This window comes from Buttiauxella sp. AC142, from assembly GCF_979253435.1.
The window spans coordinates 570,126-595,927 of record NZ_CEEDCH010000001.1 but is presented as its reverse complement, the minus strand read 5'-3'; the positions used below and the strand labels follow the sequence as shown (position 1 = coordinate 595,927).

The following is a 25,802-nucleotide window of genomic DNA, read 5'->3' as shown; positions in this document are numbered from 1 at the left end:
ACCATGATCAATCAGCAGATCCTCGCACTCTGTAACCAGTATCAGGCGTTATTGCTTGCAGAAGATCCAGCGCTACATATCGCTATTGCCCCTAACCCACCGGCTCAGTTCTTTGAAGCTTTACGTTTCATCTGCGATAAACCGGTCAACGTCGAATACTGGCCGACTGAGCAACTCGAAAAAGCCCGGCATTCACGACTGCCAACCAGCCCGGATGAACCGCAAGAAAACACGGCTCCAGTGGTACAACTGCTCGAGGAAACGCTGCTAAAAGCGATACAACTGAGAGCATCAGATATTCACTTTGAGCCCATGGAGCAAGGGTATCAGATTCGTTTTCGCGTCGATGGTGTGTTGCAATTGCAGCCCCTGCTGCCCACGCATCTGGCGGCACCACTAACCGCACGGCTAAAAGTTCTAGGTAATCTTGATATCGCGGAGCGTCGACTTCCGCAGGACGGGCAAATGGCGATAGAAATTGAGCAACATAAATGTTCATTTCGCATCGCAACCTTGCCGGTCTATCACGGCGAAAAAGTTGTCTTACGTTTAATGTCACAGACAGAACAAACTTTTGAGTTAACGCAGTTGGGCATGTCGTCTGACGACTGCACCCGATTTCAGCGTGCGCTTGCCAATCCACAAGGCATGATTCTGGTCACTGGCCCCACAGGAAGTGGAAAAACCATCACGCTTTACAGCGCTTTGAAAATCCTCAACCAGATATCGAGCAATGTGTGTAGCGTTGAAGACCCGATAGAAATCCCGATGCATGGGCTTAATCAAACGCAAATTAACAGTAAAGCGGGGCTGAGTTTTCAGAGCGTGTTACGCGCATTACTGCGCCAGGACCCGGATATCATCATGGTGGGTGAAATCCGGGATGGAGATACCGCAGAGATAGCTATCAAAGCCGCGCAAACCGGGCATCTGGTGCTTTCAACGTTGCATACCAATTCCACGGCTGAAACAGTCGTGCGACTTGAACAAATGGGCGTCGAGCGCTGGATGCTGGCTTCTGCGTTAAACATCGTGGTGGCACAACGATTAGTACGTAAACTCTGTCCCCACTGCAAGCAGCAACTCCCTGATGACATCATTCTTCCCTCAACACTTTGGGGAAATGCTCTGCCCCATTGGCGGGCGGTTGGCTGCAAAAGGTGTTATTGCGGTTTCTACGGTCGAAGCGCTTTGTTTGAAATACTCCTTGTCGACCCTTCTCTACAATCAGCGATCGCTCGGGGCATTTCTGCAACCGAGATCGAGACCCTGGCACGCAAACTCGGTATGAAGACCCTTTTCGAACGTGGCTGCGAGGCTGTAGAACAAGGACTCACGACAATAGAGGAGCTGTACCGGGTACTTGGTGTTCCCCATGGCTAAGTTTGTTCTCTGGCGCTGGAAAGCCGTCGATCAGCATGGCCAGATGCAACAAGGCGCTTTGCTGGCTGATGATGTTGCCTCAGTTAGTGAGCAATTGCTTAATGCCAATCTTCAACTTTTGCAACTGCGAAAAACATCCAGTGTTCGCAGCGGTTGCTGGCATATTCAGCAAAAAATCCAGGTTTTTCGCCAACTCGCCACGCTGCTTCAGGCGGGAATATCATTATCTGACGGGCTGTTACTCATAGCCCAGCAGCATCCATTCGATGAATGGCGAGCGCTGCTGAAAGACCTGGAACAACGCGTATCCAACGGTATTCCCTTTTCCTCAGCATTACAGCAATGGCCGGGCATTTTCCCCGCACTCTTTATTGCTCTGATTCATATCGGTGAGTTAACAGGGAAGCTGGATGAATGCTGTAAACGGCTGGCTGACCAGCAAGAAAAGCTTTACCGACTGCGCAAAAAAGTGATGAAAGCACTGCGATACCCGCTGTTTATTATGGTAGTCGCGTTGGTAGTGACTGTCGGAATGATGGGTTTTGTACTGCCTGAGTTTGCCAATATCTACCGCTCTTTCAATGCTCCATTACCGGCAATTACGCTAGCTGTAATGGCTGTTTCGCATTGGGTAACGACGCAAGGAGTGTGGTGGTTTCTGGCAGGTAGTGCACTCGTATCAAGTGGTTATTTTTTGCGAAAGAAAAAACCACACTGGCAAGAATATGAACAGAAACTATTGCTGCGTATTCCTCTTGTTGCCCCCCTTTGGCGAGGGCAAATCCTAAGTCAAATCTACACCACATTATCATTGGCTCAACAGGCAGGGATCCCGCTATTACAAGGCCTCGAAGCGATTGAAAACACCCTAACGCAATTGATGTGGAAAAAGATTATCTCGCAGATAAGCGTCAAAGTGACTGAGGGTATTCCGCTTTGGCATGCGCTCTCACAGAGTGGGTGCTTTACATCTTTGTGCTGCCAGCTTGTGCGTATCGGGGAGGAATCAGGAGCTTTAGATTTGATGCTGGAAAAACTCGCAACCTGGCATCATAGCCATACCGAAGAACTGGCAGATAACCTTGCCGCTGCTCTTGAGCCAATAATGATGTTAGTTGTGGGAGTGATCATTGGAACGCTGGTCATCGCGATGTATCTGCCGATTTTCCAGTTAGGAGATGCGATGAGCGCAGGATGACGGCGTGGACGAAGCCACGCCGACTATCGTCAATAGCTTAGAGGCTATTGAAAACGCGGTTTTCCTGCTCATTCACACGAATGAACGTGGTGCGTTTGGTCAGCTCTTTCAAACGAGAAGCACCAACATAAGTACAGGCAGAACGCAGGCCGCCCAAAATGTCGCGAGCGGTGTTTTCTACAGGGCCACGCAATGGCAGCTTAACGGTTTTGCCTTCAGCAGCACGGTATTTTGCAACACCACCCACGTGGCGAGTCATTGCAGACTCGGAGCTCATGCCGTAGAACAGCATGAATTTCTCACCGTTTTCTTCAACGATTGTGCCGCCGCTTTCGTCATGACCTGCCAGCATACCGCCCAGCATCACGAAATCTGCGCCGCCACCGAAGGCTTTAGCCACATCGCCTGGCATAGTACAACCGCCGTCGCTAACAATCTGGCCACCAAGGCCATGCGCTGCATCAGCACATTCAATAACAGCGGAAAGCTGCGGGTAGCCAACACCGGTTTTGACACGAGTAGTACAAACAGAACCCGGACCGATACCGACTTTGACGATGTCCGCGCCGGAAAGAACCAGCTCTTCGCACATTTCACCCGTCACAACGTTACCTGCACAGATAACTTTATTTGGCCACGCATCACGCGCTTTGGAAACAAACTGAGTGAAGTGCTCAGAATAACCATTTGCCACATCGATGCAGATAAATTGCAGCGCTGGGTTAAGGTTCAGAATTTGTTTGGTTTTCTCGAAATCAGCGTCTGATGTACCGGTTGAAACCATGACAAATTTCAGGATGCTTTCTGGTGTGGATTTCACGAAGTCGCTCCACTCTTCAAAAGAGTAGTGCTTATGAACGGCGGTGAGGATATCAAACGAAGCCAGAGCCTTGGCCATGCCGAATGTACCAACGGTGTCCATGTTAGCAGCAATGATCGGAACACCTGACCATGCAATACCGGAGTGTTTGAAAGTGAACTGGCGCTCAAGCTCTACATCAGAGCGGCTTTTCAGAGTGGAACGTTTTGGACGAATAAGAACGTCTTTAAAACCTAACTTCAAATCTTCTTCAATACGCATGTTGCAGATTCCTGGGTCGAATGGCGAAGGACGCGTGAACGCAATTGGTGATTTAGACACCAATTCCAGTGACGCTATCATACGCACTATTAATACCGCTGCAAGACTGCGAAAACAGTCTTTTTTACGCTACAATCGTTAAAATTTACCTAAGAAATGTGTAATCGCTTTAGGGTCTGGTTTTTATGGTTTATACGGTGGCATTAACGGGTGGGATTGGCAGCGGAAAAAGCACTGTCGCTGATAACTTTTCCCGATTAGGTATTACCGTTGTCGACGCGGATATCATTGCGCGCCAGGTCGTTGAGCCGGGACAGCCTGCCCTTAACATTATTTCTGAACATTTCGGTCCAGAGATCCTCTTTCAGGATGGCACTCTGAATCGCCGGGTTCTTCGTGAAAGAATCTTTTCTTCTCCAGCGGAAAAGCAGTGGCTTAATGCTTTACTGCACCCGCTTATTCATCAGCGAACCCAAACTGAAATCAACCAGGCACTATCTCCTTATGTACTATGGGTTGTTCCGTTATTAGTCGAAAATAATCTGCAACAAAAAGCCGATCGCGTTTTGGTCGTTGATGTGTCGCCAGAAGTGCAAATCGCACGTACTATTGCGCGCGATAAAGTCAGTCGTGAACATGCACAACAAATTATCGCTGCACAAGCGACACGCGAGGCACGTTTGAACGCTGCCGATGATGTAATTAATAATGATGGTGCCCCCGAAAAGGTGGCCGCACATGTTGACCGTCTGCACCGCCAGTACCTGGAATTGGCGTCGCAGGCCGCACAGCAGGAAAATGAATAATGAGCACCCAGATTCTTTTTGAGCACCCATTGAATGAAAAAATGCGTACCTGGCTGCGTATCGAGTTCTTAATTCAACAACTCGAAAGTTCATTACCGGTAGAGAACACTTCCAAAGCGCTACACTTCTTCCGCAACGTCGGCGATCTGCTGGATGTCTTTGAGCGCGGTGAAATTCGTACCGATATTCTTAAAGAGCTTGAGCGCCAGCAGCGCAAATTACTGAGTTGGGCGGAAGTTCCGGGTGTAGATATGCAGCGAATCGACTCACTGCGTAGCCAACTTAAAGAACATGGCAGCCTGTTAATGGCGGCGCCACGTTTAGGACAGGCTTTGCGCGAAGATCGTCTGATCGCCCTGGTTCGTCAGCGTCTTAGCATTCCTGGCGGATGCTGTAGCTTTGATTTACCGACATTGCATATCTGGCTGTATTCCCCGCAAGCACAGCGTGATGCACAGATTAATCAGTGGTTGGCGAGTCTGCAGCCGTTAAAACAATCTTTGAATCTGGTGTTGGATATTATTCGTAATTCTGCTCCATTCCGTAAGCAAACTAGCTTGAATGGTTTTTATCAGGATAACGGCGATGACGCCGATTTGTTGCGGTTAAAGCTGGATTTGTCTTGTCAGTTGTACCCGCAGGTATCTGGTCATAAAAGCCGTTTTGCGATCCGTTTCTTACCACTTGATAGCGAAAATGGGGTCATCCCCGAACGTCTTGATTTCGAACTTGCATGCTGCTGAGGAGCTAACGTGTCTGAATCCATTAGTGTAAATTGCCCTGGCTGCGGTAAAACAGTTATCTGGAATGAAACTAGCCCGTACCGACCATTTTGTAGCAAACGCTGCCAGCTGATTGATTTAGGTGAATGGGCCGCCGAGGAAAAACGAATTCCGAGCAGCGGCGATTTGTCAGACAGCGACGGCTGGAGTGAAGAAGACCTGCGTTAACGTTGCTGTCGTTCGTCAATGACTAGTTTGGTAATAACCGGTTCATTGGCTGGTGGAAAATCTGCAGCCACCAGCGCATTTTGCGCAATCCATTGACCCGGTTGTCCTTCTTTACCCCACGGCTCGCCTTCCCAACTTTCCACCAGGAAAAACCACAACGTGATATGCCTGTCCGGGAACTGATAGGCTAGTTTCTCAAACAGCGTAAATTCAGTCGCTGTAATACCTGTTTCTTCCTGAAGTTCACGGACTAACGCCTGCTCTGGCGTTTCACCCGCTTCGATTTTCCCACCGGGAAATTCAAGCTTGTTCGCCATATGAGCATCAGCGGCTCGCTGGGTAATAAAAATTTCGCTCTTAGGGTTACGGATAATGCCCACGGCGATTTCTAATTGTTTCATTTTTGTGCAGGTACTCCATATAAAAAAGGCGCAGCAAGCTGCGCCTTCATCGACAATTAAGTGCTTAGCTTAAACGGCCATGACACTGTTTGTATTTTTTACCGGAACCACATGGGCATGGGTCGTTACGGCCCACTTTGCGTTCACCCGTTTCTGAAGCCAACTCTTGTGCGGCGATCGTCTCGTCATCCTGGTGACTCAGTTGCTGCATCTGCGCTAAACGCTCAGCTTCTTCTCGGCGTTGTTGTTCCATCGCTTCTACTTCTTCAGGCATACGAACCTGTACTTTGCTCAGCGTACTGATCACTTCATATTTCAGAGCTTCGAGCATAGATGCAAACATGGCGAAAGATTCACGCTTGTATTCTTGCTTAGGATCTTTTTGCGCGTAGCCACGTAAGTGAATACCCTGACGCAGATAATCCATGGCCGCCAAATGCTCTTTCCAAAGCGAATCAAGAGTTTGCAGCATGACGCCTTTTTCGAAGTGACGCATCATTTCAATGCCAACCACTTCTTCTTTACGCTTATACACTTCGATAGCGTTTTCCAAAATACGCTCGCGCAGTGTTTCTTCGTGCAGCTCAGGCTCTTTATCCAGCCACTCTTTAATTGGCAGTTCAAGATCGAAATCGTTTTTCAGACGCTCTTCCAGACCTTCAACATCCCACATTTCTTCCAGGGATTGTGGTGGAATATGCGCATCAATAGTCACTTTGAACACATCTTCGCGAATGCTGTTGATGGTTTCGCTTACGTCGCTCACATCCAGTAATTCGTTACGCTGGGTGTAAATGGCACGACGCTGATCGTTCGCCACATCATCATATTCAAGAAGTTGTTTACGGATATCAAAGTTACGGCTTTCAACTTTACGCTGTGCGTTAGCAATCGCTTTAGTAACCCATGGGTGTTCAATCGCTTCACCCGGTTTCATACCCAGTTTGCGCATCATGCCGGAGACACGATCCGATGCGAAAATACGCATCAGTGAATCTTCCATCGACAGATAGAAACGAGATGAACCCGCGTCCCCCTGGCGACCAGAACGGCCACGCAACTGGTTATCGATACGACGAGATTCGTGACGTTCAGTACCGATAATATGCAGACCGCCAGATGCCAGAACTGCGTCATGACGAATCTGCCAGTCAGCTTTAATTTGTGCAATTTGCTCTGGAGTTGGGTTCTCAAGCTCAGCCACTTCTGACTGCCAGCTGCCACCCAACACGATATCCGTACCACGACCCGCCATGTTAGTTGCAATTGTCACGGCTGCCGGATAGCCGGCCTGAGCAACAATGCCTGCTTCGTTGGCGTGGAATTTGGCGTTCAGAACGTTGTGCTTGATACCCGCTTTGGTCAGTTCAGCAGAAACGACTTCCGATTTCTCGATAGAAATCGTACCCACCAGCACTGGCTGGCCATTAGTGGTACGTTCTTTAATATCTTCGATAATCGCCGCAATTTTATCCATTTCAGTCATGTAGACCAAATCTGGCATGTCTTTACGAATCATTGGGCGGTTAGTTGGCACAACGATGGTATCGAGTTTGTAGATAGAGCTGAATTCGAAGGCTTCGGTGTCCGCAGTACCCGTCATACCTGCCAGTTTTTCATACAGGCGGAAGTAGTTCTGGAAGGTAATAGAGGCCAGAGTCTGGTTTTCGTTCTGGATATCTACACCTTCTTTGGCTTCAACAGCCTGGTGCAGGCCATCAGACCAACGGCGACCTTGCATGGTACGGCCTGTGTGCTCATCAACGATGATGACTTCGCCATCTTTTACGATGTAGTCAACGTCACGGGTGAACAATACGTGTGCGCGCAGCGCGGCAGTCACGTGGTGCATCAGCATAATGTTAGTTGGGGAGTACAATGACTCGCCTTCTTCCATGATACCTTCGCGTACCAGTAACTCTTCAACCAGTACCAGACCACGTTCAGTAATGTTTACCTGACGAGATTTTTCGTCAACGGAGAAGTGACCTTCACCCTGGAAAGTATCTGAATCTTCTTTTTCCTGACGGATCAGGCTTGGGATGATTTCGTTTACTTTGCGGTACATCTCAGAGCTATCTTCAGCCGGGCCGGAGATGATCAGTGGAGTACGCGCTTCATCGATAAGGATTGAGTCAACCTCATCCACCAACGCATAGTGCAGTTTGCGCTGTACGCGTTCTTCAGGGCTGAACGCCATGTTGTCACGCAGGTAGTCAAAACCGTATTCGTTGTTAGTACCGTAAGTAATGTCTGCCGCATACGCTTCGCGTTTTGCCGGTGCAGGCATGCCAGGCAAGTTGATGCCGACACTCAGGCCAAGGTACTCAAACAACGGACGGTTGTTTTCCGCATCACGCTGGGCCAGATAGTCGTTCACGGTAACAACGTGAACACCACGACCGCTTAATGCGTTCAGGTATGCAGGTAGAGTTGCAGTCAGGGTTTTACCTTCACCTGTACGCATTTCCGCGATACAACGATCATTAAGTACCATACCGCCAAGAAGCTGTACGTCGAAGTGACGCATACCGAACACACGCTTACTTGCTTCCCGAACCACAGCAAAAGCTTCTGGGATCAGGTTTTCCAGCACTTCGCCTTTTTCAAGGCGCGCACGGAATTCACCGGTTTTTGCTTTTAATTCGTCATCGGAAAGCTTTTCAATTTCCGGTTCCATGCTGTTGATAAGAGTTACAACTTTACGCATACGACGTAGTGTACGGTCGTTACGGCTACCGAAAACTTTAGTTAATAATTTGATTAGCATAATAAATTCTCAAACGCCTACCGTCAGGGTAGAGCTAAAATAACGTTATAATTAAAGGGAATGGTTTTAGCTGAGGCGTAGTGGACCGGCGCGAATACCGTGAACCTGGCTAATCCAGATGGCAGGACTAAAAGTCTCGACAGCTGGCGGTTGCCAAAGCGCAATGTGGCGCACAATTACGGGCGGTTTGCTTTCCTGGGTGAGTAACGCGGTGAGCGTATCCAGTAAAGCGAGTTTATGTGCCTGAAGTGGCAAGCTCTCTTCCGCGACCGGTAGTGTTTGAGGCACCATAGCAAAAGAAAGGTGGCGTATTACTGTACGAATCGCATGTTGATGCCAGTAATCGACACTAAATGATGGTCGTCGGGTACTTTCCTGCAATAATGCCAGACTATTAAAGCTGACTTTGTTCAGGTAGTCGTGACTGCTGGTAGAGGTTTCTGCCGGGGCTGTAGGTTCGGTATTTTGGCTGAGCGCAGGCATGCCAAAACTCGCCGCGACCATCCCCAATAAGAGATGCGGCCAGAAATAACGTCTGCCAAACTGTCGCCAACGATTTAGAATACCAATCACTTTTTCCGCCGGAGCATTATGTATGCGTGATAGTCGCCCACAATCTTTAGATCATTTGTTCGATGATGCTGGTGCCGAAAGCGTGCTGCAAAACGTGCAACAACGTGCCACTGCGCTACTTCGGCTCAACAGGGCGGTGAAAGGAATATTACCCGCTCAACTACATCCCTGGTGCCGGGTCGCAAATTTTCGACAAGGCATTCTCGTACTTGAAACTGCAAATGCTAGTTGGCTGATGCGCTTACGCTATGAACAAGCCACACTATTGAGTGCATTACGTGCGCAAATATTACCATCATTGACATCAATCGACATCAGGATTAATCCATCACTGGCTGCAATTGGGCAAGAATCAGTACAAGAAAACAGCATTCAGACAGCGAAAGGAAAAACTGAAGGGGTTAACAGAGTGTTGAGCCAGCAAAGTGCTGAGGCATTAAGAATGGTGGCTGAACGTAGCCCTGAGAAATTGAAGGCAATAATAGAACGACTGGCATCATTGGCCGGAGAGAGTACCAATGAAACCAGTCGCAATAAATAATTCTGGTGTTATGCCAGAACCATTTTTGGTGCTTTGAACGCTAACGGAAGTTCGGCATCGTCTTCGAAGGTTGCCCATTCCCAGGCTTCCTGCTTCGCCAGAACCGCCTGAAGCAATTTGTTATTCAGTGCATGACCTGACTTATAGGCGGTAAACGCGCCGATAATGTTATGGCCGCACATGAACAAGTCACCAATCGCATCGAGCATTTTGTGACGAACGAATTCGTCTTCAAAACGCAAACCGTCTTCGTTCAGTACGCGATAATCGTCAACAACGATGGCACAATCGAAGCTGCCGCCCAGGCACAAACCACGGGACTGCAGATATTCGATATCACGCATGAAACCGAAAGTACGAGCACGACTGATCTGGCGCATAAATGCGTCGGCAGAAAAGTTCATGCTGTAACGTTGAGTACTGGCATCAATCGCCGGGTGGTTAAAGTCGATGGTGAAATCCAACGAGAAACCATTGTACGGCTTGAACTCAGCCCATTTGTCGCCGTCTTCAACGCGAACCGTTTCTTTGACGCGTACAAATTTCTTCGCACAGTTTAATTCGTCAATCCCGGCATCAAGCAGCAGGTAGACGAATGGCGCTGCACTACCGTCCATAATTGGGATTTCTGGGGCATTGACTTCAATAATGATGTTATCAATACCTAACCCAGCCAGGGCGGCGTTCAGGTGCTCAACGGTAGAAATCCGCACATCGTGCTCGTTCACCAGGCAAGTACAGAGCATGGTATCACGCACAGATTTGGCATCTGCCGGAAAATCTACCGGAGGATTCAAGTCGGTGCGACGATAGATGACCCCGGTATTTGCCGGCGCAGGGCGCAACGTCAGTGTGACTTTCTTGCCGGTATGTAAACCGACGCCAGTCGCCTGAACGATACGTTTTAATGTCCTTTGTTTGATCATCGTATAATCTCGCCAAATTACCTATCCAACCGAAGTGTATATCACAATCGGTGGACCAGTTTAGCACAAAGAGCTGAGATCCCCAACTTCCGGTTTATTCTTAATCAGCTTGCTTACGCAGGAACGCTGGAATATCCAGATAATCAGGTTCTTTCGTCGTTTGTGGCGTGTTGTCGTTAACTACTTTGGCAACAGGTTTTTGCTCTTGCTGAAGCGGAGCCATACCGTGCTGCTGGTAGCGATCCATGACAGGTTGCTGAGTTTGTTTGTTGGTCACCAGGGTGATTTCTGGACGTTTGTCCATACCAATACCGGTTGCAACAACAGTAACACGCAGTTCGTCGTTCATCTCTGGGTCCAGAGAAGTACCGATAACCACGGTGGCATTATCAGATGCGAACGCACGGATGGTGTTACCCACAGTTTCAAACTCGTCCAGACGCAGGTCGAAGCCAGCAGTAATGTTGACCAGAACACCACGTGCGCCAGAAAGATCGATATCTTCCAACAGCGGGCTGGAAATTGCCATTTCAGCAGCTTCTTCTGCACGGTCTTCACCACTTGCAACACCAGAGCCCATCATGGCATAACCCATTTCGGACATTACGGTGCGCACGTCTGCGAAGTCGACGTTCATCAGACCCGGACGGGTAATCAACTCTGCGATACCCTGCACTGCGCCTTTCAGTACATCGTTTGCTGCGCCAAAAGCGTCAAGCAAAGAGATACCGCGACCCAGTACTTTCAGTAATTTGTCGTTAGGAATGGTGATCAAGGAGTCAACATGCTTAGACAGCTCGGCAATACCCTGCTCCGCGAAAGCCATGCGCTTCTTGCCTTCAAAGTTGAAAGGCTTGGTCACGACGGCAACGGTCAGAATGCCTAAGTCTTTAGCAACTTCAGCCACGACAGGTGCTGCACCTGTACCAGTACCGCCACCCATACCTGCGGCGATAAATACCATGTCTGCGCCTTCAAGGGCTGCACGTAACGCGTCGCGGTCTTCTTCCGCAGCGGTACGACCCACTTCAGGGTTCGCTCCAGCGCCCAGACCTTTGGTAATTCCATTACCAATCTGGATTGTCTGGCCTACAGCAGTTTTGCGTAACGCCTGAGCGTCGGTATTCACTGCAAAGAATTCAACACCCTCGATGCGTTCACGCACCATGTGTTCAACGGCATTGCCGCCGCCACCACCGACGCCGATGACTTTAATCACCGCGTCGTTGGTCAGTTCCATAGGTTCAAACATAGTTTCTCTCCGTTTTGTGCCTGTCGCCTGAGACCACTAATTTTGTCTGGTCTCTTATAAAAATTAAAACTCTTTTCTCAGCCAGCTGTTGATTCGCTTAATCCATGAGCCGACAGAGGAGCGTTTTTCCACTTCTGCTTCACCACTGAGATGTGTTTCTTTCCCGTAGTGCAGCAAGCCGACTGCTGTGGAGTAATAAGACTCCTGGGCATAATCAGTCAGGCCTGTAATATTTAACGGTTGTCCAATACGAACTTGCGTATGGAACACACGTTGCGCACAGGCTGCCAGCCCTTCAATTTGCGCCGCGCCGCCCGTTAGTACAATCCCCGCCGCCAGGTGGTGCTTCACACCTTGCTGGCGAAGTTGTTCTTGTAATTGCAAAATCTCTTCGTTTACCAGATTCAGAAGTTCGGTATAACGTGGCTCGATAACTTCTGCGAGCGTCTGACGTTGCAGGCTACGTGGCGGACGCCCGCCTACGCTTGGCACTTCAACGTTTTCATCTTTACCAACAATCGAACCCAGAGCGCAGCCATGACGCACTTTAATGGCTTCTGCATCACTCGGCGGTGTGCCGAAGGCATAAGCGATATCACTGGTTACCACGTTCCCTGCATAAGGAATAACTTTGGTGTGGCGCAACGCGCCGCCAGTGTAGACCGCAATATCCATTGTACCACCACCGACATCGACTACGCAGACCCCTAATTCACGCTCATCTTCAGTCAAAACTGCATAGCTTGCAGCAAGTCCTGCAAAGATCAGTTGGTCAACTTTCAGACCACATCGTTCAACAGCTTTGACGATGTTTTTAGCCATGTCGTTATGGCAGGTAATCAAGTGCACTTTAGCCTGCATGCGCACACCAGATAAACCTACAGGATTTTTGATGCCTTCCTGGTAGTCAATTGCATATTCTTGCGGGATTACGTGCAAAACACGATGCTCGTCACGTACGCGTACTGATTTCGCGGTGTGAACAACGTTCTCAACGTCTTCCTGCGTCACTTCTTCTTCGGAAATTGGCACCATGCCAATCTCGTTTTGACAGCTAATATGTTTACCTGACAGCGCAAGGTAGACCGAAGATATCTGGCAATCCGCCATTAATTCGGCCTGATCAATCGCGCGCTGAACGCATTTTACGACTGATTCGAGATCGTTTACGCCACCTTTGTCCATACCACGCGATGGGCAACTACCCACGCCAATAATATTGACCATACCGTCAGGCAGAACTTCCCCTACTAAAGCGGCAACCTTTGCGGTACCGATCTCCAGTCCTACTACCAGTTTTCTGTCCGTCGCCTTGATCATTGTTATTCTGCCTGTGCCTGATTCTGTTGCTGATTAGGATTAGATTCCTCTACGGGAGCGGGCTGCCAACCTACCGCCGCGCCGGAGTCATAACGCAGGTCGACATAACTAATCCTTTTATTGTCGGCTTGCTCTTGCTGCTGCAGAACCGGGTAAAGTTCTACAAAACGACTCAGGCGTTTCATTGTTTCGCCCCGACCTAAATTAAGTTTGATGCCATTATTTAGCGTCAATTGCCAGGAGCGCCGAGCGGTCATTGCCGCTTCTTTCAATGTAAATTTATCCTTTGCCAGCACGTCGCCCATTGCGCGGTAACCTTGCAAGACTTCACCTTCACTGCCTTCTGGCCCGGATAACATAGGTAAAGTCTGCTTTGTGGCTCTTTCTGCTGGAACACTGAACGCATTTCCTTGCGCATCAATCATATGTTGATCATTCCAGCGCGCTATAGGCACATATTCAACCAGATGAATCTTCAATTCGTCTGGCCATTGCTTTCTCACGCTCGCCTGCTTGATCCATGGCAAACGTTCAATTTGCTGCTGGATGATATTCACATCCTGGGTCATAAAGGTGCCCGGTGGCCCCAGTGCCAGAATTGACTGGCGAATATCATCGTTACGGGTGTAATGCCGTTCACCAGTAACCACTAACTTAGACAATGGCAACCGCTGTGCATCTTCCATCCAGCCGACCACAATCCAGCCGCCGATAAATACCGTAAACAGTACTGCGCTCAGGAAAATAATCCCGGCCAGTCGCCCACCGTTACTGCGACGAGAACTGGTTTCTTCTTCTTCCTGGCGATTACGCGTATTCAGAGCTGCTTGCGACATATCAGTCTGCCAACTCCAGAATCCGCACTACCAGTTGCGAGAATGTCATCCCAGCCTGACGTGCCGCCATTGGCACCAGACTGTGGCTGGTCATGCCCGGAGAAGTGTTCACTTCCAGTAAATAAAACTGGCCGTCACTATCCAGCATGACGTCTACGCGTCCCCAACCGCTGCACCCCAAAACTTGCCAGGCTTGCAGCACTAAAGCCTGTAATTCTTGCTCGCGTTGCTCGATTAAACCGCCCGGGCAGAAATATTGTGTCTCATCAGAGAGATACTTCGCCTCATAATCATAGAAAATTCCAGCGGGTTGGATACGAATTGACGGTAATATTTCTTCGCCAACAATCGCAACCGTGTACTCAGGGCCACTGAGCCACTTCTCGATCAGAATTTCTTCGTCGTGTTCAAAGGCCAATTCAAGCGCTGCAGGCAGGGCTGAAACATTATCAACCTTAGACATACCCACGCTTGAGCCTTCACGGCTTGGCTTAACGATGACTGGCATCCCTAAGCCTGCAATCTGTTCTACTGTGGTTGCAGAAATACCGGCTTCGACATCACGGCGCGTGAGTGCAACCCACGGAGCGACAGGTAAATCAGCACCTTTCCACAGCAATTTGGTACGCAGCTTATCCATGGAGATAGATGAAGCCATCACGCCGCTGCCGGTATAAGGCAATTTCAGAAATTCCAGCAACCCTTGCAGGGTGCCGTCTTCTCCACCACGGCCGTGTAAGGCAATGAAGACTTTGTCGAAACCCTGCGCTTTCAGCTCAGTGACTGGTGTGTCTTTCGGGTCAACTTCGTGCGCATCAATTCCAGCTTCACGCAGGCCTGCGAGTACCGCAGCACCTGATTGCAATGACACCTCACGCTCAGCGGAAGTCCCGCCCAGCAGGACAGCGATTTTCTCAGCCATGTTGGTCTCCCTCCTTAGTGTGGGACTGCAATTTGCATTCAGCCAGGTTTCTGGCAACTTTCCCGACATTTCCTGCACCTTGCACCAGGATCAAATCATTTCCCGACAAGATCGGAGACAACATATCAGCGATCTGATTCGCATCCGGCACCAGAATGGGATCAACTTTTCCGCGTCCACGGATAGTACGGCACAATGAACGGCTGTCAGCGCCAGGAATAGCCGCTTCACCCGCAGCATAAACGTCCAGCATCAACAAGGAATCCACTTGCGACAATACGTTAGCAAAGTCGTCGTACAGATCACGGGTACGCGTATAACGGTGCGGCTGGAAGATCATCACCAGATTTTTATCCGGCCAACCTGCACGAGCCGCTTTAATGGTGGCATCCACTTCTGTCGGATGGTGACCGTAGTCATCCACCAGCATGGCACTGCCTTCTTTACCATTTACTGGCGCTAACGGATATTCACCGAGGAAATCAAAGCGACGCCCGGTTCCCTGGAAGCTCTCCAGCGCGCGCAGAATGTCCTCATCATCAATGCCTTCTTCTGTCGCAACAGAGACCGCTGCCGCCGCGTTTAACGCGTTGTGGCGACCCGGCGCATTCAGTGTCACATGCAGAGCAGGTTTATCCTGACGCACAATCGTGAAATGCCCTTGCGGCCCTTTCTGCTGGTAGTTTTCAATGCGAACATCTGCATCTTCGCTGAAACCGTAAGTGGTGATCTTGCGGCCCACACGTGGCAGCAATTCACGAATAACTGGATCGTCTACACACATCACAGCCAGACCATAAAACGGCAGGTTGTGCAGGAAGTTAATAAACGTCTGCTTTAAATTCTCGAAGTCGCCCTGGTAGGTATCCATGTGGTCAGCTTCGATATTCGTTACCACTGAAACCATCGGTTGCAGATGAAGGAATGACGCATCACTTTCATCTGCTTCAGCAATCAGGTAACGGCTGTGACCCAGGCGAGCATGGGTTCCCGCGGCTTTAACCAGGCCACCGTTCACAAAAGTAGGATCAAGCCCTGCTTCTGCATAAATACTGGAAACCATCGCCGTAGTGGTTGTTTTGCCGTGCGTACCCGCAATAGCGATGCCGTGACGAAAACGCATCAACTCGGCCAGCATTTCAGCACGACGAATAACCGGGATACGCGCTTCATGAGCGGCAACAATTTCCGGGTTATCCATTGAGATTGCGGTGGATACCACCACAACGCTCGCATCCAACACATTTTCAGGGCGATGGTTGAAATAAATCGTGGCGCCTAGCGCCGACAACTGCTGAGTGACCGGGTTCGGTGCCAAATCAGACCCGCTGATTTGATAACCTTCATTAGCTAAAACTTCAGCAATACCGCCCATACCGGCGCCGCCGATGCCAACAAAGTGAATATGCCGGACGCGACGCATCTCGGGCACGATAGAACGCAGTTTCGCCAGTTGTTGTGTATTCATTCTCTAACCTGCAGCGTCAAACGCCATTACTTCAAATATTCATGGGCAACAGTCCGCCCACAATGATTACGCCAGTGCTGCGGCGCTCACTTCTTTTGCTACCCGCTCTGTGGCATCAGGAATAGATGCAGCACGCGCACGCTTGGCCATTGCCAATAACGTCGCTCTGTCCCACCCGGCGAGAGTTTGGGTAACGGCATCCACGGTAAACTGCGGTTGCTCCAGTATTTTTGCCGCTCCAGCCTTTTCCAACGGCAGCGCATTCCAGTATTGCTGCCGATCTTTGTGCTGGAAGGGAACAAACAATGCAGGTAAACCTGCGGCCGCGACTTCGCTGACGGTTAATGCACCGGAGCGACACACCACGACATCAGCCCACGCATATGCGCCAGCCATATCATCAATAAATTCGGTCACTTTGTGCTGAGGCTGCCCGGCTTCTGCATAGCCTTTCTTAACAAACTCTTCGCCACCTTTACCTGACTGGTGCCAGATAGTAATGGCATCGCCCAAACGACCCGCCACTTGCGGCATCGTCTGGTTCAGTACCCGAGCGCCCTGCGAACCACCCACCACTAAAACTCGGACTGGGCCTTCACGACCCGCAAAACGTTCTTGTGGTAATGGCAGCGCTAATACATCGGTACGCACCGGATTACCCACTACGTCCGCATTCGGAAAGGCGCCAGGGAACGCCTGCATGACCTTTTTGGCAATTTTTGACAACCATTTATTGGTTAAACCAGCAATGCCATTTTGCTCATGCAATACCACCGGAATACCGAGTGACCATGCCGCAAGGCCGCCAGGGCCTGAAACATAACCCCCCATTCCGAGTACCACATCCGGGCGATAGGCTTTCATGATGGCCCGCGCCTGACGCCAGGCGTTGAAAATACGCACCGGAGCCAGCAACATTGCCTTCAGGCCTTTACCACGCAAACCTGAAATACGAATAAAGTCGATCTCGATTCCATGCTTCGGAACTAAATCTGCTTCCATACGATCGGCGGTTCCGAGCCAGCGCACTTGCCAGCCCTGAGCCATTAAGTGATGCGCGACAGCAAGACCCGGGAACACATGCCCGCCAGTCCCGCCCGCCATCACCATTAACCGCCGGGTTTGATTATTCATCGCACACCCTTCGTAAACGCCTGAGCTTTAGCCAGACGTGTTTCATAATCAATTCGCAGCAACATCATGATTGCTGTAGACATTATTAACAGGCTCGAACCACCGTAACTGATAAGCGGCAAAGTCAGGCCTTTGGTTGGCAACATACCTGCGGCCGCACCAACGTTTACCAGCGCCTGGAAACTAAACCAAACCCCGATTGAGCAGCCCAAAAAGCCCGCAAAACGCTGGTCCATTTCTAACGCACGTTTACCGATGGACATCGCACGAAAAGCGACGAAGAATACCATCAATAAAGCCAGCACCACACCGATATATCCGAGCTCCTCTCCGATGATAGAGAAGATGAAGTCGGTATGTGCTTCCGGCAAATATTCGAGTTTTTGAACCGAATTACCTAATCCCTGCCCCCACAATTCCCCGCGACCGAATGCCATCAGAGATTGTGTCAACTGGTATCCACTGCCAAACGGGTCATCCCACGGATTCCAGAAGGACGTTACGCGGCGGATACGATACGGTTCGGCGAGGATCAGCAGCACGACGGCAGAAATCCCCATGCCGATGATGGCCAGGAACTGCCAAAGTTTTGCCCCTGCCAGGAACAGCATTGCCAGTGTCGTCACAAACAACACAACAACCGTACCTAAGTCAGGCTGCGCCAGAAGCAGCACCGCTAATACCAGGATCACACCCATCGGTTTGAGGAAGCCGCGTAGGTTATTACGCACTTCATCTACCTTACGAACCAGGTAGTTGGCGAGATAACAGAACAGCGACAACTTCGTGAATTCTGCAGGCTGAATACGTAATGGGCCGAATGCAATCCAACGCGACGCACCGTTAACCGAGCTACCGACCACCAGTACAATCAATAACATCGCAATGGATAACAGCAGCATTGCAGTACTGTGGCGCTGCCAGAAATCCATCGGCAAACGCAGTGTGACCATCGCTAATGCAAACGCCAGGATGATGTACAAACCGTCACGTTTGGCAAACAGGAACGGATCATTCGCCAGACGCTGCCCTACAGGCATGGAGGCAGAAGTCACCATAATGAAACCGACTGCCGCCAGCCCGAAAGTCAGCCATAGCATCGTGCGGTCATACATTACGATGTTATTTGAGTCGGCTTCTTTGGTGCCCATCACCCAGCCTTTAACTGCCGACGCCAGCCAGCTCAGGATGGCAAATCCTGGCACTCGTGGCATTCGCAGGCGAGGGAGAGATAAGCGCATCAGCCAAGCTCCTTCGCAAGTTGAGTAAACTGGTCGCCACGCTGTTCAAAGTTTTTGAACTGATCGAGGCTGGCGCATGCTGGTGATAACAGAACCATGTCACCGGGTTGGACACGGGTGGCAATCAATTTCATCGCCTCAGCCATGGTTTCAGTTTGCTCGGCAACATCAGGGCGCAGTGACGCAAGTTCAGCTCCATCGCGGCCAAAACAATAGAGTCGAATTGCGGAGCCTTGCAGATACTGGCTGAGGGACGAGAAATCCGCAGATTTACCATCGCCACCCAATAACAGGTGCAATGTACCTTCCACTTTCAAGCCGTTCAGCGCCGCCTCTGTGCTACCGACGTTGGTTGCTTTCGAGTCGTTAATCCAACGCACGCCGTTACGTTCCCATGCAAGCTGGAAGCGGTGCGCCAGGCCTGTAAAGGTGGTTAATGCTTTTAGACTGCTGGAGCGTGGGAGTTTCACGGCATCAGCCAGTGCCAGCGCTGCAAGTGCGTTGGTATAGTTGTGTCGGCCCACGATTTTCATTTCTTTGGTGTTCAGCACTTTTTCGCCCTTCACACGCAGCCAGGTATCGCCTTGCTGATGATTCAGGTGGTAATCGCCGACATCCACACCAAAGCTAATGCAGCGTACATCTGCACCACGTACAGGCATCGTCAGTGCATCATCGGCATTCACCACGCAAACTGCGGCGTTTTCGTAAATGCGCAATTTAGCGGCACGATACTGTTGCAGCCCGAAAGGATATCTATCCATATGATCTTCGGTGACATTAAGAATGGTCGCCGCAGCCGCTTTCAGGCTTGAGGTGGTTTCTAGCTGGAAGCTGGATAATTCGAGTACATAAAGCTCGCGGTTTGGATCAAGCAGCATCAGTGCAGGTAAGCCGATGTTTCCACCTACGCCCACATTCACGCCAGCCGCTTTAGCCATTTCACCGACTAAAGTCGTGACGGTACTTTTACCGTTAGAACCGGTAATGGCCACAATCGGCGCTTGTGCTTCACGACAAAACAGTTCGATATCACCCACGATTTCAACGCCAGCGTCTGCCGCACGGCTAAGGGCTGGATGGGCGATAGCAATACCAGGGCTGGCAACAATCAAGTCAGCCGCTAACAACCAGTCTTCGTTGAGTGAGCCAGTGTGTCGCTCGACCGATTCTGGCAATTTATCCAGACCCGGTGGCGAGATGCGGGTGTCCATCACACGCGGTGTCACACCACGTGCGAGGAAATAGTCAACACAGGACAGGCCGGTGAGGCCCAATCCAATAATGACGACTTTTTTACCCTGGTAATCAGTCATAGTTAACGCACCTTCAGGGTAGCCAGGCCGATCAGAACAAGCATCAGCGAAATAATCCAGAAGCGCACAATGACTCGCGGCTCCGGCCAACCTTTCAATTCATAATGATGATGAATTGGGGCCATACGGAAAATGCGCTGTCCGCGCAATTTGAAGGAACCGACCTGCAAAATCACCGACAGCGTTTCAACCACAAACACGCCGCCCATGATCACTAACAGGAATTCCTGACGCAGCAGTACCGCGATGGTTCCGAGCGCGCCGCCCAGAGCCAGAGAGCCAACATCACCCATGAAAACTTGCGCCGGATAGGTGTTGAACCACAAGAAACCCAGCCCTGCGCCAACAATCGCCGTACAGACGATAACCAGCTCCCCAGCATGTCGCAGATAAGGAATATGCAAATATCCGGCGAACTTAATGTTACCCGTAGCCCAGGCGACCAGCGCAAAGCCCGCAGCCACCAACACGGTAGGCATAATCGCCAGGCCATCAAGGCCATCGGTCAGGTTAACCGCATTCCCGGTGCCAACGATGACGAAGTACGCCAGCAGCACATAGAACAGGCCAAGTTGCGGCATCACATCTTTAAAGAACGGCACAACCAGCTCGGTGGCTGGCGTTCCTTTTCCTGCGCTGTACATCGTGAAAGCTACCGCCAACGCGATAACGGACATCCAGAAATACTTCCAGCGAGCAATCAAACCTTTGGTGTCTTTACGTACGACTTTGCGATAGTCATCAACAAAGCCAATCGCACCGTAGCCGACCAGGACAAACAACACGCACCAGACGTACGGGTTTGACGGATAAGCCCACATCAATACGGAGATAACAATGGAGGTCAGGATCATAATCCCGCCCATGGTTGGCGTTCCGCGTTTGCTGAAATGGGATTCAGGACCGTCGTTACGCACAACCTGGCCGAAAGAAAGTTGCTGCAAACGAGCAATCATGCGCGGCCCCATCCATAACGAGATGAACAGAGCAGTCAGCAGGCTGACAATGGCGCGAAACGTCAGATACGAAAAGACGTTAAAGCCGGAATAATATTTGACCAAATGTTCGGCCAGCCAAACTAACATGTTCCATTCTCCTGTAATGCGCGTACTACCTGCTCCATAGCGGCACTACGTGAACCTTTCACTAAAATAGTTATCATTGAATGCTCGGCGATGAGCGCCTTCAGGCGCACGATTAAAGAAGGCTTATCGGTAAAATGTTCGCCAACTTCAGAGGCTTGACTGATAATTTCACTCAGTGTGCCTACACTTAAAACACAATCAATGCCTGATGCTTTTGCTGCCTCACCGACCTGGCGATGGCACTCAACAGATTCTTCACCTAATTCAGCCATATCGCCGACAACCATCACGCGAAAACCCGGCATTTCAGACAGCACCTGTGCGGCGGCAGTCATCGATCCCACGTTGGCGTTGTAGCTGTCATCAAGCAGAAGTTGGTTTTCAGAAAGTTGTATCGGGAACAGACGACCAGGAACGGCTTTAAGATCGGCAAGGCCAATTTTGACCGCTTCGAGCGTTGCGCCCACCGCCATTGCAAGCGACGTCGCCGCCAGTGCGTTAGCGATGTTATGACGACCCGGTAGCGGTAAAGTCACGTCTATATCGCCAACCGGCGTTTTGATGGTGAACTCTGTGCCATGCACAGTGATATGCACGTTAGTCGCAGTAAAATCACTGCCCGTGGCATTTGGCGAGAAGCGCCAGGTTTTGCGTTCGCCAATCACTTCTTGCCAGTTCAGCCAGTCGTTATTGTCTGCATTGAGAATCGCGATACCGTTATCCGGCAGCCCTGCGAAAATCTCACCTTTTGCTTTCGCAACACCGGCAAGTGAACCAAATCCTTCCAGATGTGCCGCAGCGAGGTTATTGACCAAAGCTGCTTCCGGGCGGGTAAGATTCACCGTCCAGGCAATTTCGCCCTGGTGGTTGGCACCCAGCTCAATAACCGCAAATTCATATTCTGGCGTCAGGCGTAACAGCGTCATTGGCACGCCGATATCGTTATTGAGGTTGCCTGCGGTATACAGCGTGTTGCCACACTGGCGCAAAATTGCGGCGGTCATCTCTTTAACGGAGGTTTTGCCGGAAGAGCCGGTCAGCGCAACAATACGCGTTGGCACTTGCTGGCGAACCCATGCGGCCAATTCGCCGAACGCCTGGTGCGTATCAGCAACCACAAGCTGTGGAACATTCACATCCAGCTTACGGCTAACCAACAACGCCCCTGCCCCGCCGTTCACTGCATCTTGCGCAAAATCGTGAGCATCAAAACGTTCACCTTTCAGTGCAACGAACAGACACCCTGGCGTGAGTTTGCGCGTGTCCGTGGTGACATCAATAATGTCAGCATCTGCACCATGCAACTCTCCATTCAGGACAGTGGCCAGTTGGCTCAAGGAAACGCGAATCATGCCAAAACCCCCAACAAGCGAGCGGCGGTAATGCGGTCGGAGTAATCCAGGCGCTGCGTTCCAACAATCTGATAATCCTCGTGACCTTTGCCTGCCACCAGAACCACATCATTCTCTTTCGCCTGCATAATGGCGTTTGTTACCGCTTCGGCGCGCCCGGAAACCACATGTGCACGGCCCGCATCCAGCATGCCAACCAGGATATCGGCAACAATGGCTTTCGGCTCTTCAGTACGCGGGTTGTCATCGGTAACGACCACTACATCCGCATATTGCTCGGCTATGCCACCCATAATTGGCCGCTTGCCTTTATCGCGGTCACCGCCGCATCCGAACACACACCACAGCTTGCCACTGCAATGTAAACGAGCGGCTTGTAATGCTTTCTCAAGGGCATCCGGCGTGTGGGCATAATCCACCACCACTGTCGGTTTACCCGGAGCACTGAATACTTCCATGCGGCCGCAAACAGGTTGCAGGCTTGGTGCCGTTTTCAGCAATTCGTTGATTGGGTAATCAAGAACCAGCAAAGTCGCGAGCGCCAATAACAGGTTACTGACGTTAAAGGCCCCCATCAGGCGGCTTTCAATTTCCCCGTCCCCCCAGGAAGAACTGAACTGAACGGTCGCCCCGCCATCGTGATAATGCACATTGGTTGCTTTCAACCAGCGGCCACGACAGCCAGGCTGTAAATTATTTTCCATCGTAACAGCAACGGCATCAGGCAAACGCGCCAGCCATTTGCGTCCGACTTCATCATCAGCATTAATGACGGCATGGCCGTAATCGTGCTCTGAAAACAGCAGCCATTTAGCCGCTTCATAGCCCGCCATATCGCCATGGTAATCAAGGTGATCGCGACTCAGATTAGTGAACACGCTAGCGGCAAATTTCAATGCAGCAACCCGGTGCTGAACCAGGCCATGGGAAGAAACTTCCATTGCGGCAAAGCTCGCCCCCTGTTCAGCCAGGTTAGCAAGCACTTGCTGTACATCGACGGCAGAGCCAGTGGTATTTTCGGTAGGTTTGACTTGACCCAGCAGGCCATTGCCCACAGTACCCATCACCGCACTGGTTTCGCCTAATAACTGGCTCCACTGCGCCAGCAATTGAGCCGTAGTGGTTTTGCCGTTAGTGCCAGTTACGCCAACCAGGCGCAACGCGCTCGAGGGCTGGTGGTAAAAACGCCCAGCCAGAGCAGAAAGACGTTGATGCAGTTGGCTCAGATAAATCACGGGCACACCGTGCATTTCACGGATTTCACCGTCGGTTGCCTCGCCTTCAGCTTCAGCAACAACAGCGGCCACACCTTGCGCTATTGCCTGCGGGATATATCGACGCCCGTCCGCCTGATGACCGACTATAGCCACAAAAAGGTCGCCCGAAGCCGCCACGCGGCTATCGAGTGTCATTTCTCGCAGTACTCTCGAAGGCAACTCTGGCACCCACGGAGCGAGAAGGTCGCGCAAATTACGATCTGCCACCTGATCCCTCATTTTGATTAATTACAAATTCACTTTTTTCACCTGTCGCCAGAGCATCCGGTTCGATATTCATGGTGCGCAGAACGCCGCCCATGATGGCACCGAACACAGGTGCAGAGACGGCACCACCGTAATATTTCCCTGCCTGTGGGTCGTTGATCACCACAACCAATGCAAATCGAGGGTTACTCGCTGGCGCAACGCCTGCGGTGTAAGCAATGTATTTGTTAACGTATTTTCCATCCGGACCGACTTTTTTCGCCGTACCGGTTTTAATGGCGATGCGGTATCCCTTGATGGCTGCTTTCACGCCACCACCACCGGGTAATGCCACACTTTCCATCATATGGACGACGGTACGAACCAGCGGTTCCGGGAAAATACGTTCACCAGGAACCGGCGGATCAACCTTCGTAATCGACAGTGGGCGATACACGCCGTAGCTGCCAATCGTTGCGTAGACTCGCGCTAACTGTAACGGGGTTACCATTAGCCCGTAGCCGAAAGAGAAGGTGGCCCTCTCTATGTCAGACCACCGTTGTTTTTGCGGATATAAGCCACTGCGTTCTCCGACCAGCCCCAAGTTGGTCGCTTTTCCCAATCCAAAACGTGAGTAAGTATCTACTAACGCTGAGGAGGGCATCGCTAACGCCAGTTTTGAAACCCCGACGTTACTCGACTTCTGTAGCACCCCGGTAAGGGTCAATTCGCTGTAGCGCGCCACATCTTTGATCTCATGACCATTGATGCGGTACGGCACGGTATTCAGAACGGTATTTTCACGCACGACGCCACGTTGCAGCGCGGTCATGACAACCATCGGTTTGACTGTCGAACCCGGCTCGAAAACGTCCGTGATGGTACGGTTACGCATCACATCTTTTGGCGTGCCGCTAAGATTATTTGGGTTGTAAGACGGGCTGTTTGCCATCGCCAGAACTTCACCAGTATTCACATCCACCAGTACCGCACTACCCGACTCGGCTTTGTTAAAGGCCACGGCGTTGTTTAGCTCGCGGTAAACCAGCGCCTGTAAGCGTTCATCAATGCTCAACGCAAGGTTGTGAGCAGCCTGGCTGTCGGTTGAAGAGATGTCTTCAATCACGCGACCAAAGCGGTCTTTACGCACAATGCGCTCACCCGGTTGCCCGGTTAGCCATTTATCAAAGCTCTTCTCAACGCCTTCAATCCCCTGACTATCGACGTTGGTGAAGCCAATGAGGTGAGCAGTTACTTCGCCTGAAGGGTAGTAGCGACGAGATTCTTCACGGAGATGAATCCCCGGAAGTTTGAGTTTTTTGATGTAGTCGCCAATATCCGGGTTTACCTGACGTGCCAGATAAATAAAGCGACCTTTCGGGTTGCTGTTAACGCGGGAGGCGAGCTGATCGAGAGGGATTTTCAGCGCATCTGCCAACGCTTTCCAGCGGTTATCCAGCGTAATGCCGCCTGCGTCGTGCAACTCTTTCGGGTCCGCCCAAATCGCCTTAACTGGTACACTGACGGCCAACGGGCGGCCTGCACGGTCGCTAATCATGCCACGGGAAGTTGAGACTTCCTGCACACGCAAGGAACGCATATCGCCCTGGCGTACCAGCATGTCTGGCGCGATGATTTGCAGCCAGGCAACGCGCCCCAACAGGAAAACCAGCGCCAGCAAAATGCAACCGCAAAGCAACGCAAAACGCCAACTTACAAAGTTGGCCTGTTCTTCCTGGCGTTTCGGTTTAAGCGTTTTTGCCGCTGCTCTCATCTGCCACGCG

General features: G+C 50.9%; 23 protein-coding genes. 6 read left to right on the top strand and 17 right to left on the bottom strand.

Going from position 1 to position 25,802, the window contains the following annotated elements; genetic code table 11:
- Positions 1-3 precede the first annotated feature (3 nt).
- Both gspE and hofC read left to right on the top strand, forming a co-directional pair.
- Positions 4-1,383 carry a type II secretion system protein GspE gene (gspE, locus tag AC0IWZ_RS02705; protein ID WP_410373864.1) on the top strand — a complete coding sequence of 460 codons (1,380 nt, stop codon included), beginning with the start codon at positions 4-6 and terminating at the stop codon, positions 1,381-1,383.
- Complete coding sequence (gene hofC / locus AC0IWZ_RS02700) at positions 1,376-2,581, top strand: protein transport protein HofC (protein WP_471678204.1); 1,206 nt, start codon at positions 1,376-1,378, stop codon at positions 2,579-2,581. The genes gspE and hofC overlap by 8 nt, the downstream gene beginning before the upstream one ends.
- Before the next feature lie 37 nt (positions 2,582-2,618).
- On the opposite strand, the gene AC0IWZ_RS02695 is transcribed toward hofC, so the two are convergent.
- Positions 2,619-3,662 (bottom strand): GMP reductase, encoded by a 1,044-nt coding sequence (locus AC0IWZ_RS02695; protein ID WP_115630827.1) that lies wholly within the window; start codon positions 3,660-3,662, stop codon positions 2,619-2,621.
- A gap of 185 nt (positions 3,663-3,847) precedes the next feature.
- Between AC0IWZ_RS02695 and coaE the strand changes: the two genes are divergently transcribed.
- From coaE to yacG, 3 genes are read left to right on the top strand one after another with little or no spacing between them, the layout of a single operon-like run.
- A complete protein-coding gene (coaE, locus tag AC0IWZ_RS02690; protein WP_471678205.1) occupies positions 3,848-4,468 on the top strand; it encodes a dephospho-CoA kinase in 621 nt (206 codons plus the stop codon).
- Positions 4,468-5,211, top strand: coding sequence for a cell division protein ZapD (gene zapD, locus AC0IWZ_RS02685; protein ID WP_034493384.1), 744 nt, complete (start codon positions 4,468-4,470; stop codon positions 5,209-5,211). The genes coaE and zapD overlap by 1 nt, the downstream gene beginning before the upstream one ends.
- A 9-nt stretch (positions 5,212-5,220) precedes the next feature.
- On the top strand, positions 5,221-5,418 hold the full coding sequence (gene yacG, locus AC0IWZ_RS02680) for a DNA gyrase inhibitor YacG (RefSeq protein ID WP_034493382.1): 198 nt from the start codon (positions 5,221-5,223) through the stop codon (positions 5,416-5,418).
- On the opposite strand, the gene mutT is transcribed toward yacG, so the two are convergent.
- From mutT to secM, 3 genes are all read right to left on the bottom strand, one after another.
- On the bottom strand, positions 5,415-5,819 hold the full coding sequence (gene mutT / locus AC0IWZ_RS02675; RefSeq protein ID WP_034493380.1) for an 8-oxo-dGTP diphosphatase MutT: 405 nt from the start codon (positions 5,817-5,819) through the stop codon (positions 5,415-5,417). The genes yacG and mutT overlap by 4 nt on opposite strands.
- 64 nt (positions 5,820-5,883) lie before the next feature.
- Positions 5,884-8,589, bottom strand: coding sequence for a preprotein translocase subunit SecA (gene secA, locus AC0IWZ_RS02670; RefSeq protein ID WP_034493378.1), 2,706 nt, complete (start codon positions 8,587-8,589; stop codon positions 5,884-5,886).
- Between the two features lie 66 nt (positions 8,590-8,655).
- Positions 8,656-9,162: a secA translation cis-regulator SecM gene (gene secM, locus AC0IWZ_RS02665; RefSeq protein ID WP_034493376.1), complete on the bottom strand. Its 507-nt coding sequence runs from the start codon at positions 9,160-9,162 to the stop codon at positions 8,656-8,658.
- A gap of 22 nt (positions 9,163-9,184) precedes the next feature.
- Between secM and AC0IWZ_RS02660 the strand changes: the two genes are divergently transcribed.
- Positions 9,185-9,703, top strand: a complete 519-nt coding sequence (locus tag AC0IWZ_RS02660; protein WP_034493375.1) for a DUF721 domain-containing protein — start codon at positions 9,185-9,187, stop codon at positions 9,701-9,703.
- Positions 9,704-9,711: 8 nt separating this feature from the next.
- Here the strand turns inward: AC0IWZ_RS02660 and lpxC are convergent, their stop codons facing one another.
- The 13 genes from lpxC to AC0IWZ_RS02595 all read right to left on the bottom strand — a co-directional run bounded on the left by lpxC (position 9,712) and on the right by AC0IWZ_RS02595 (position 25,792).
- A complete protein-coding gene (gene lpxC / locus AC0IWZ_RS02655; protein ID WP_034493373.1) occupies positions 9,712-10,629 on the bottom strand; it encodes a UDP-3-O-acyl-N-acetylglucosamine deacetylase in 918 nt (305 codons plus the stop codon).
- A gap of 100 nt (positions 10,630-10,729) precedes the next feature.
- The gene (ftsZ, locus tag AC0IWZ_RS02650; RefSeq protein WP_064539921.1) at positions 10,730-11,881 is read right to left on the bottom strand and encodes a cell division protein FtsZ; all 1,152 of its coding nucleotides are present in this window, start codon (positions 11,879-11,881) and stop codon (positions 10,730-10,732) included.
- A gap of 63 nt (positions 11,882-11,944) precedes the next feature.
- Positions 11,945-13,201: a cell division protein FtsA gene (ftsA, locus tag AC0IWZ_RS02645; RefSeq protein WP_034493371.1), complete on the bottom strand. Its 1,257-nt coding sequence runs from the start codon at positions 13,199-13,201 to the stop codon at positions 11,945-11,947.
- Between the two features lie 2 nt (positions 13,202-13,203).
- Positions 13,204-14,037 carry a cell division protein FtsQ gene (gene ftsQ / locus AC0IWZ_RS02640; protein WP_410373862.1) on the bottom strand — a complete coding sequence of 278 codons (834 nt, stop codon included), beginning with the start codon at positions 14,035-14,037 and terminating at the stop codon, positions 13,204-13,206.
- A gap of 1 nt (position 14,038) precedes the next feature.
- The gene (locus tag AC0IWZ_RS02635; RefSeq protein ID WP_034493368.1) at positions 14,039-14,959 is read right to left on the bottom strand and encodes a D-alanine--D-alanine ligase; all 921 of its coding nucleotides are present in this window, start codon (positions 14,957-14,959) and stop codon (positions 14,039-14,041) included.
- Complete coding sequence (murC, locus tag AC0IWZ_RS02630; RefSeq protein ID WP_034493366.1) at positions 14,952-16,427, bottom strand: UDP-N-acetylmuramate--L-alanine ligase; 1,476 nt, start codon at positions 16,425-16,427, stop codon at positions 14,952-14,954. Before murC ends, AC0IWZ_RS02635 begins: the two co-directional genes overlap by 8 nt.
- A gap of 66 nt (positions 16,428-16,493) precedes the next feature.
- Positions 16,494-17,561 carry an undecaprenyldiphospho-muramoylpentapeptide beta-N-acetylglucosaminyltransferase gene (murG, locus tag AC0IWZ_RS02625; RefSeq protein ID WP_471678206.1) on the bottom strand — a complete coding sequence of 356 codons (1,068 nt, stop codon included), beginning with the start codon at positions 17,559-17,561 and terminating at the stop codon, positions 16,494-16,496.
- Complete coding sequence (gene ftsW, locus AC0IWZ_RS02620; protein ID WP_034493362.1) at positions 17,558-18,802, bottom strand: cell division protein FtsW; 1,245 nt, start codon at positions 18,800-18,802, stop codon at positions 17,558-17,560. Before ftsW ends, murG begins: the two co-directional genes overlap by 4 nt.
- Complete coding sequence (gene murD, locus AC0IWZ_RS02615; protein ID WP_471678207.1) at positions 18,802-20,118, bottom strand: UDP-N-acetylmuramoyl-L-alanine--D-glutamate ligase; 1,317 nt, start codon at positions 20,116-20,118, stop codon at positions 18,802-18,804. The genes ftsW and murD overlap by 1 nt, the downstream gene beginning before the upstream one ends.
- Before the next feature lie 2 nt (positions 20,119-20,120).
- Positions 20,121-21,203: a phospho-N-acetylmuramoyl-pentapeptide-transferase gene (gene mraY, locus AC0IWZ_RS02610; protein ID WP_034493359.1), complete on the bottom strand. Its 1,083-nt coding sequence runs from the start codon at positions 21,201-21,203 to the stop codon at positions 20,121-20,123.
- A complete protein-coding gene (murF, locus tag AC0IWZ_RS02605; protein WP_410373859.1) occupies positions 21,197-22,555 on the bottom strand; it encodes a UDP-N-acetylmuramoyl-tripeptide--D-alanyl-D-alanine ligase in 1,359 nt (452 codons plus the stop codon). The genes mraY and murF overlap by 7 nt, the downstream gene beginning before the upstream one ends.
- On the bottom strand, positions 22,552-24,039 hold the full coding sequence (murE, locus tag AC0IWZ_RS02600; RefSeq protein ID WP_471678208.1) for a UDP-N-acetylmuramoyl-L-alanyl-D-glutamate--2,6-diaminopimelate ligase: 1,488 nt from the start codon (positions 24,037-24,039) through the stop codon (positions 22,552-22,554). The genes murF and murE overlap by 4 nt, the downstream gene beginning before the upstream one ends.
- Entirely contained in the window at positions 24,026-25,792 is a 1,767-nt protein-coding gene (locus tag AC0IWZ_RS02595; RefSeq protein WP_034493354.1) for a peptidoglycan glycosyltransferase FtsI, read from the bottom strand. The genes murE and AC0IWZ_RS02595 overlap by 14 nt, the downstream gene beginning before the upstream one ends.
- Positions 25,793-25,802: the final 10 nt, after the last annotated feature.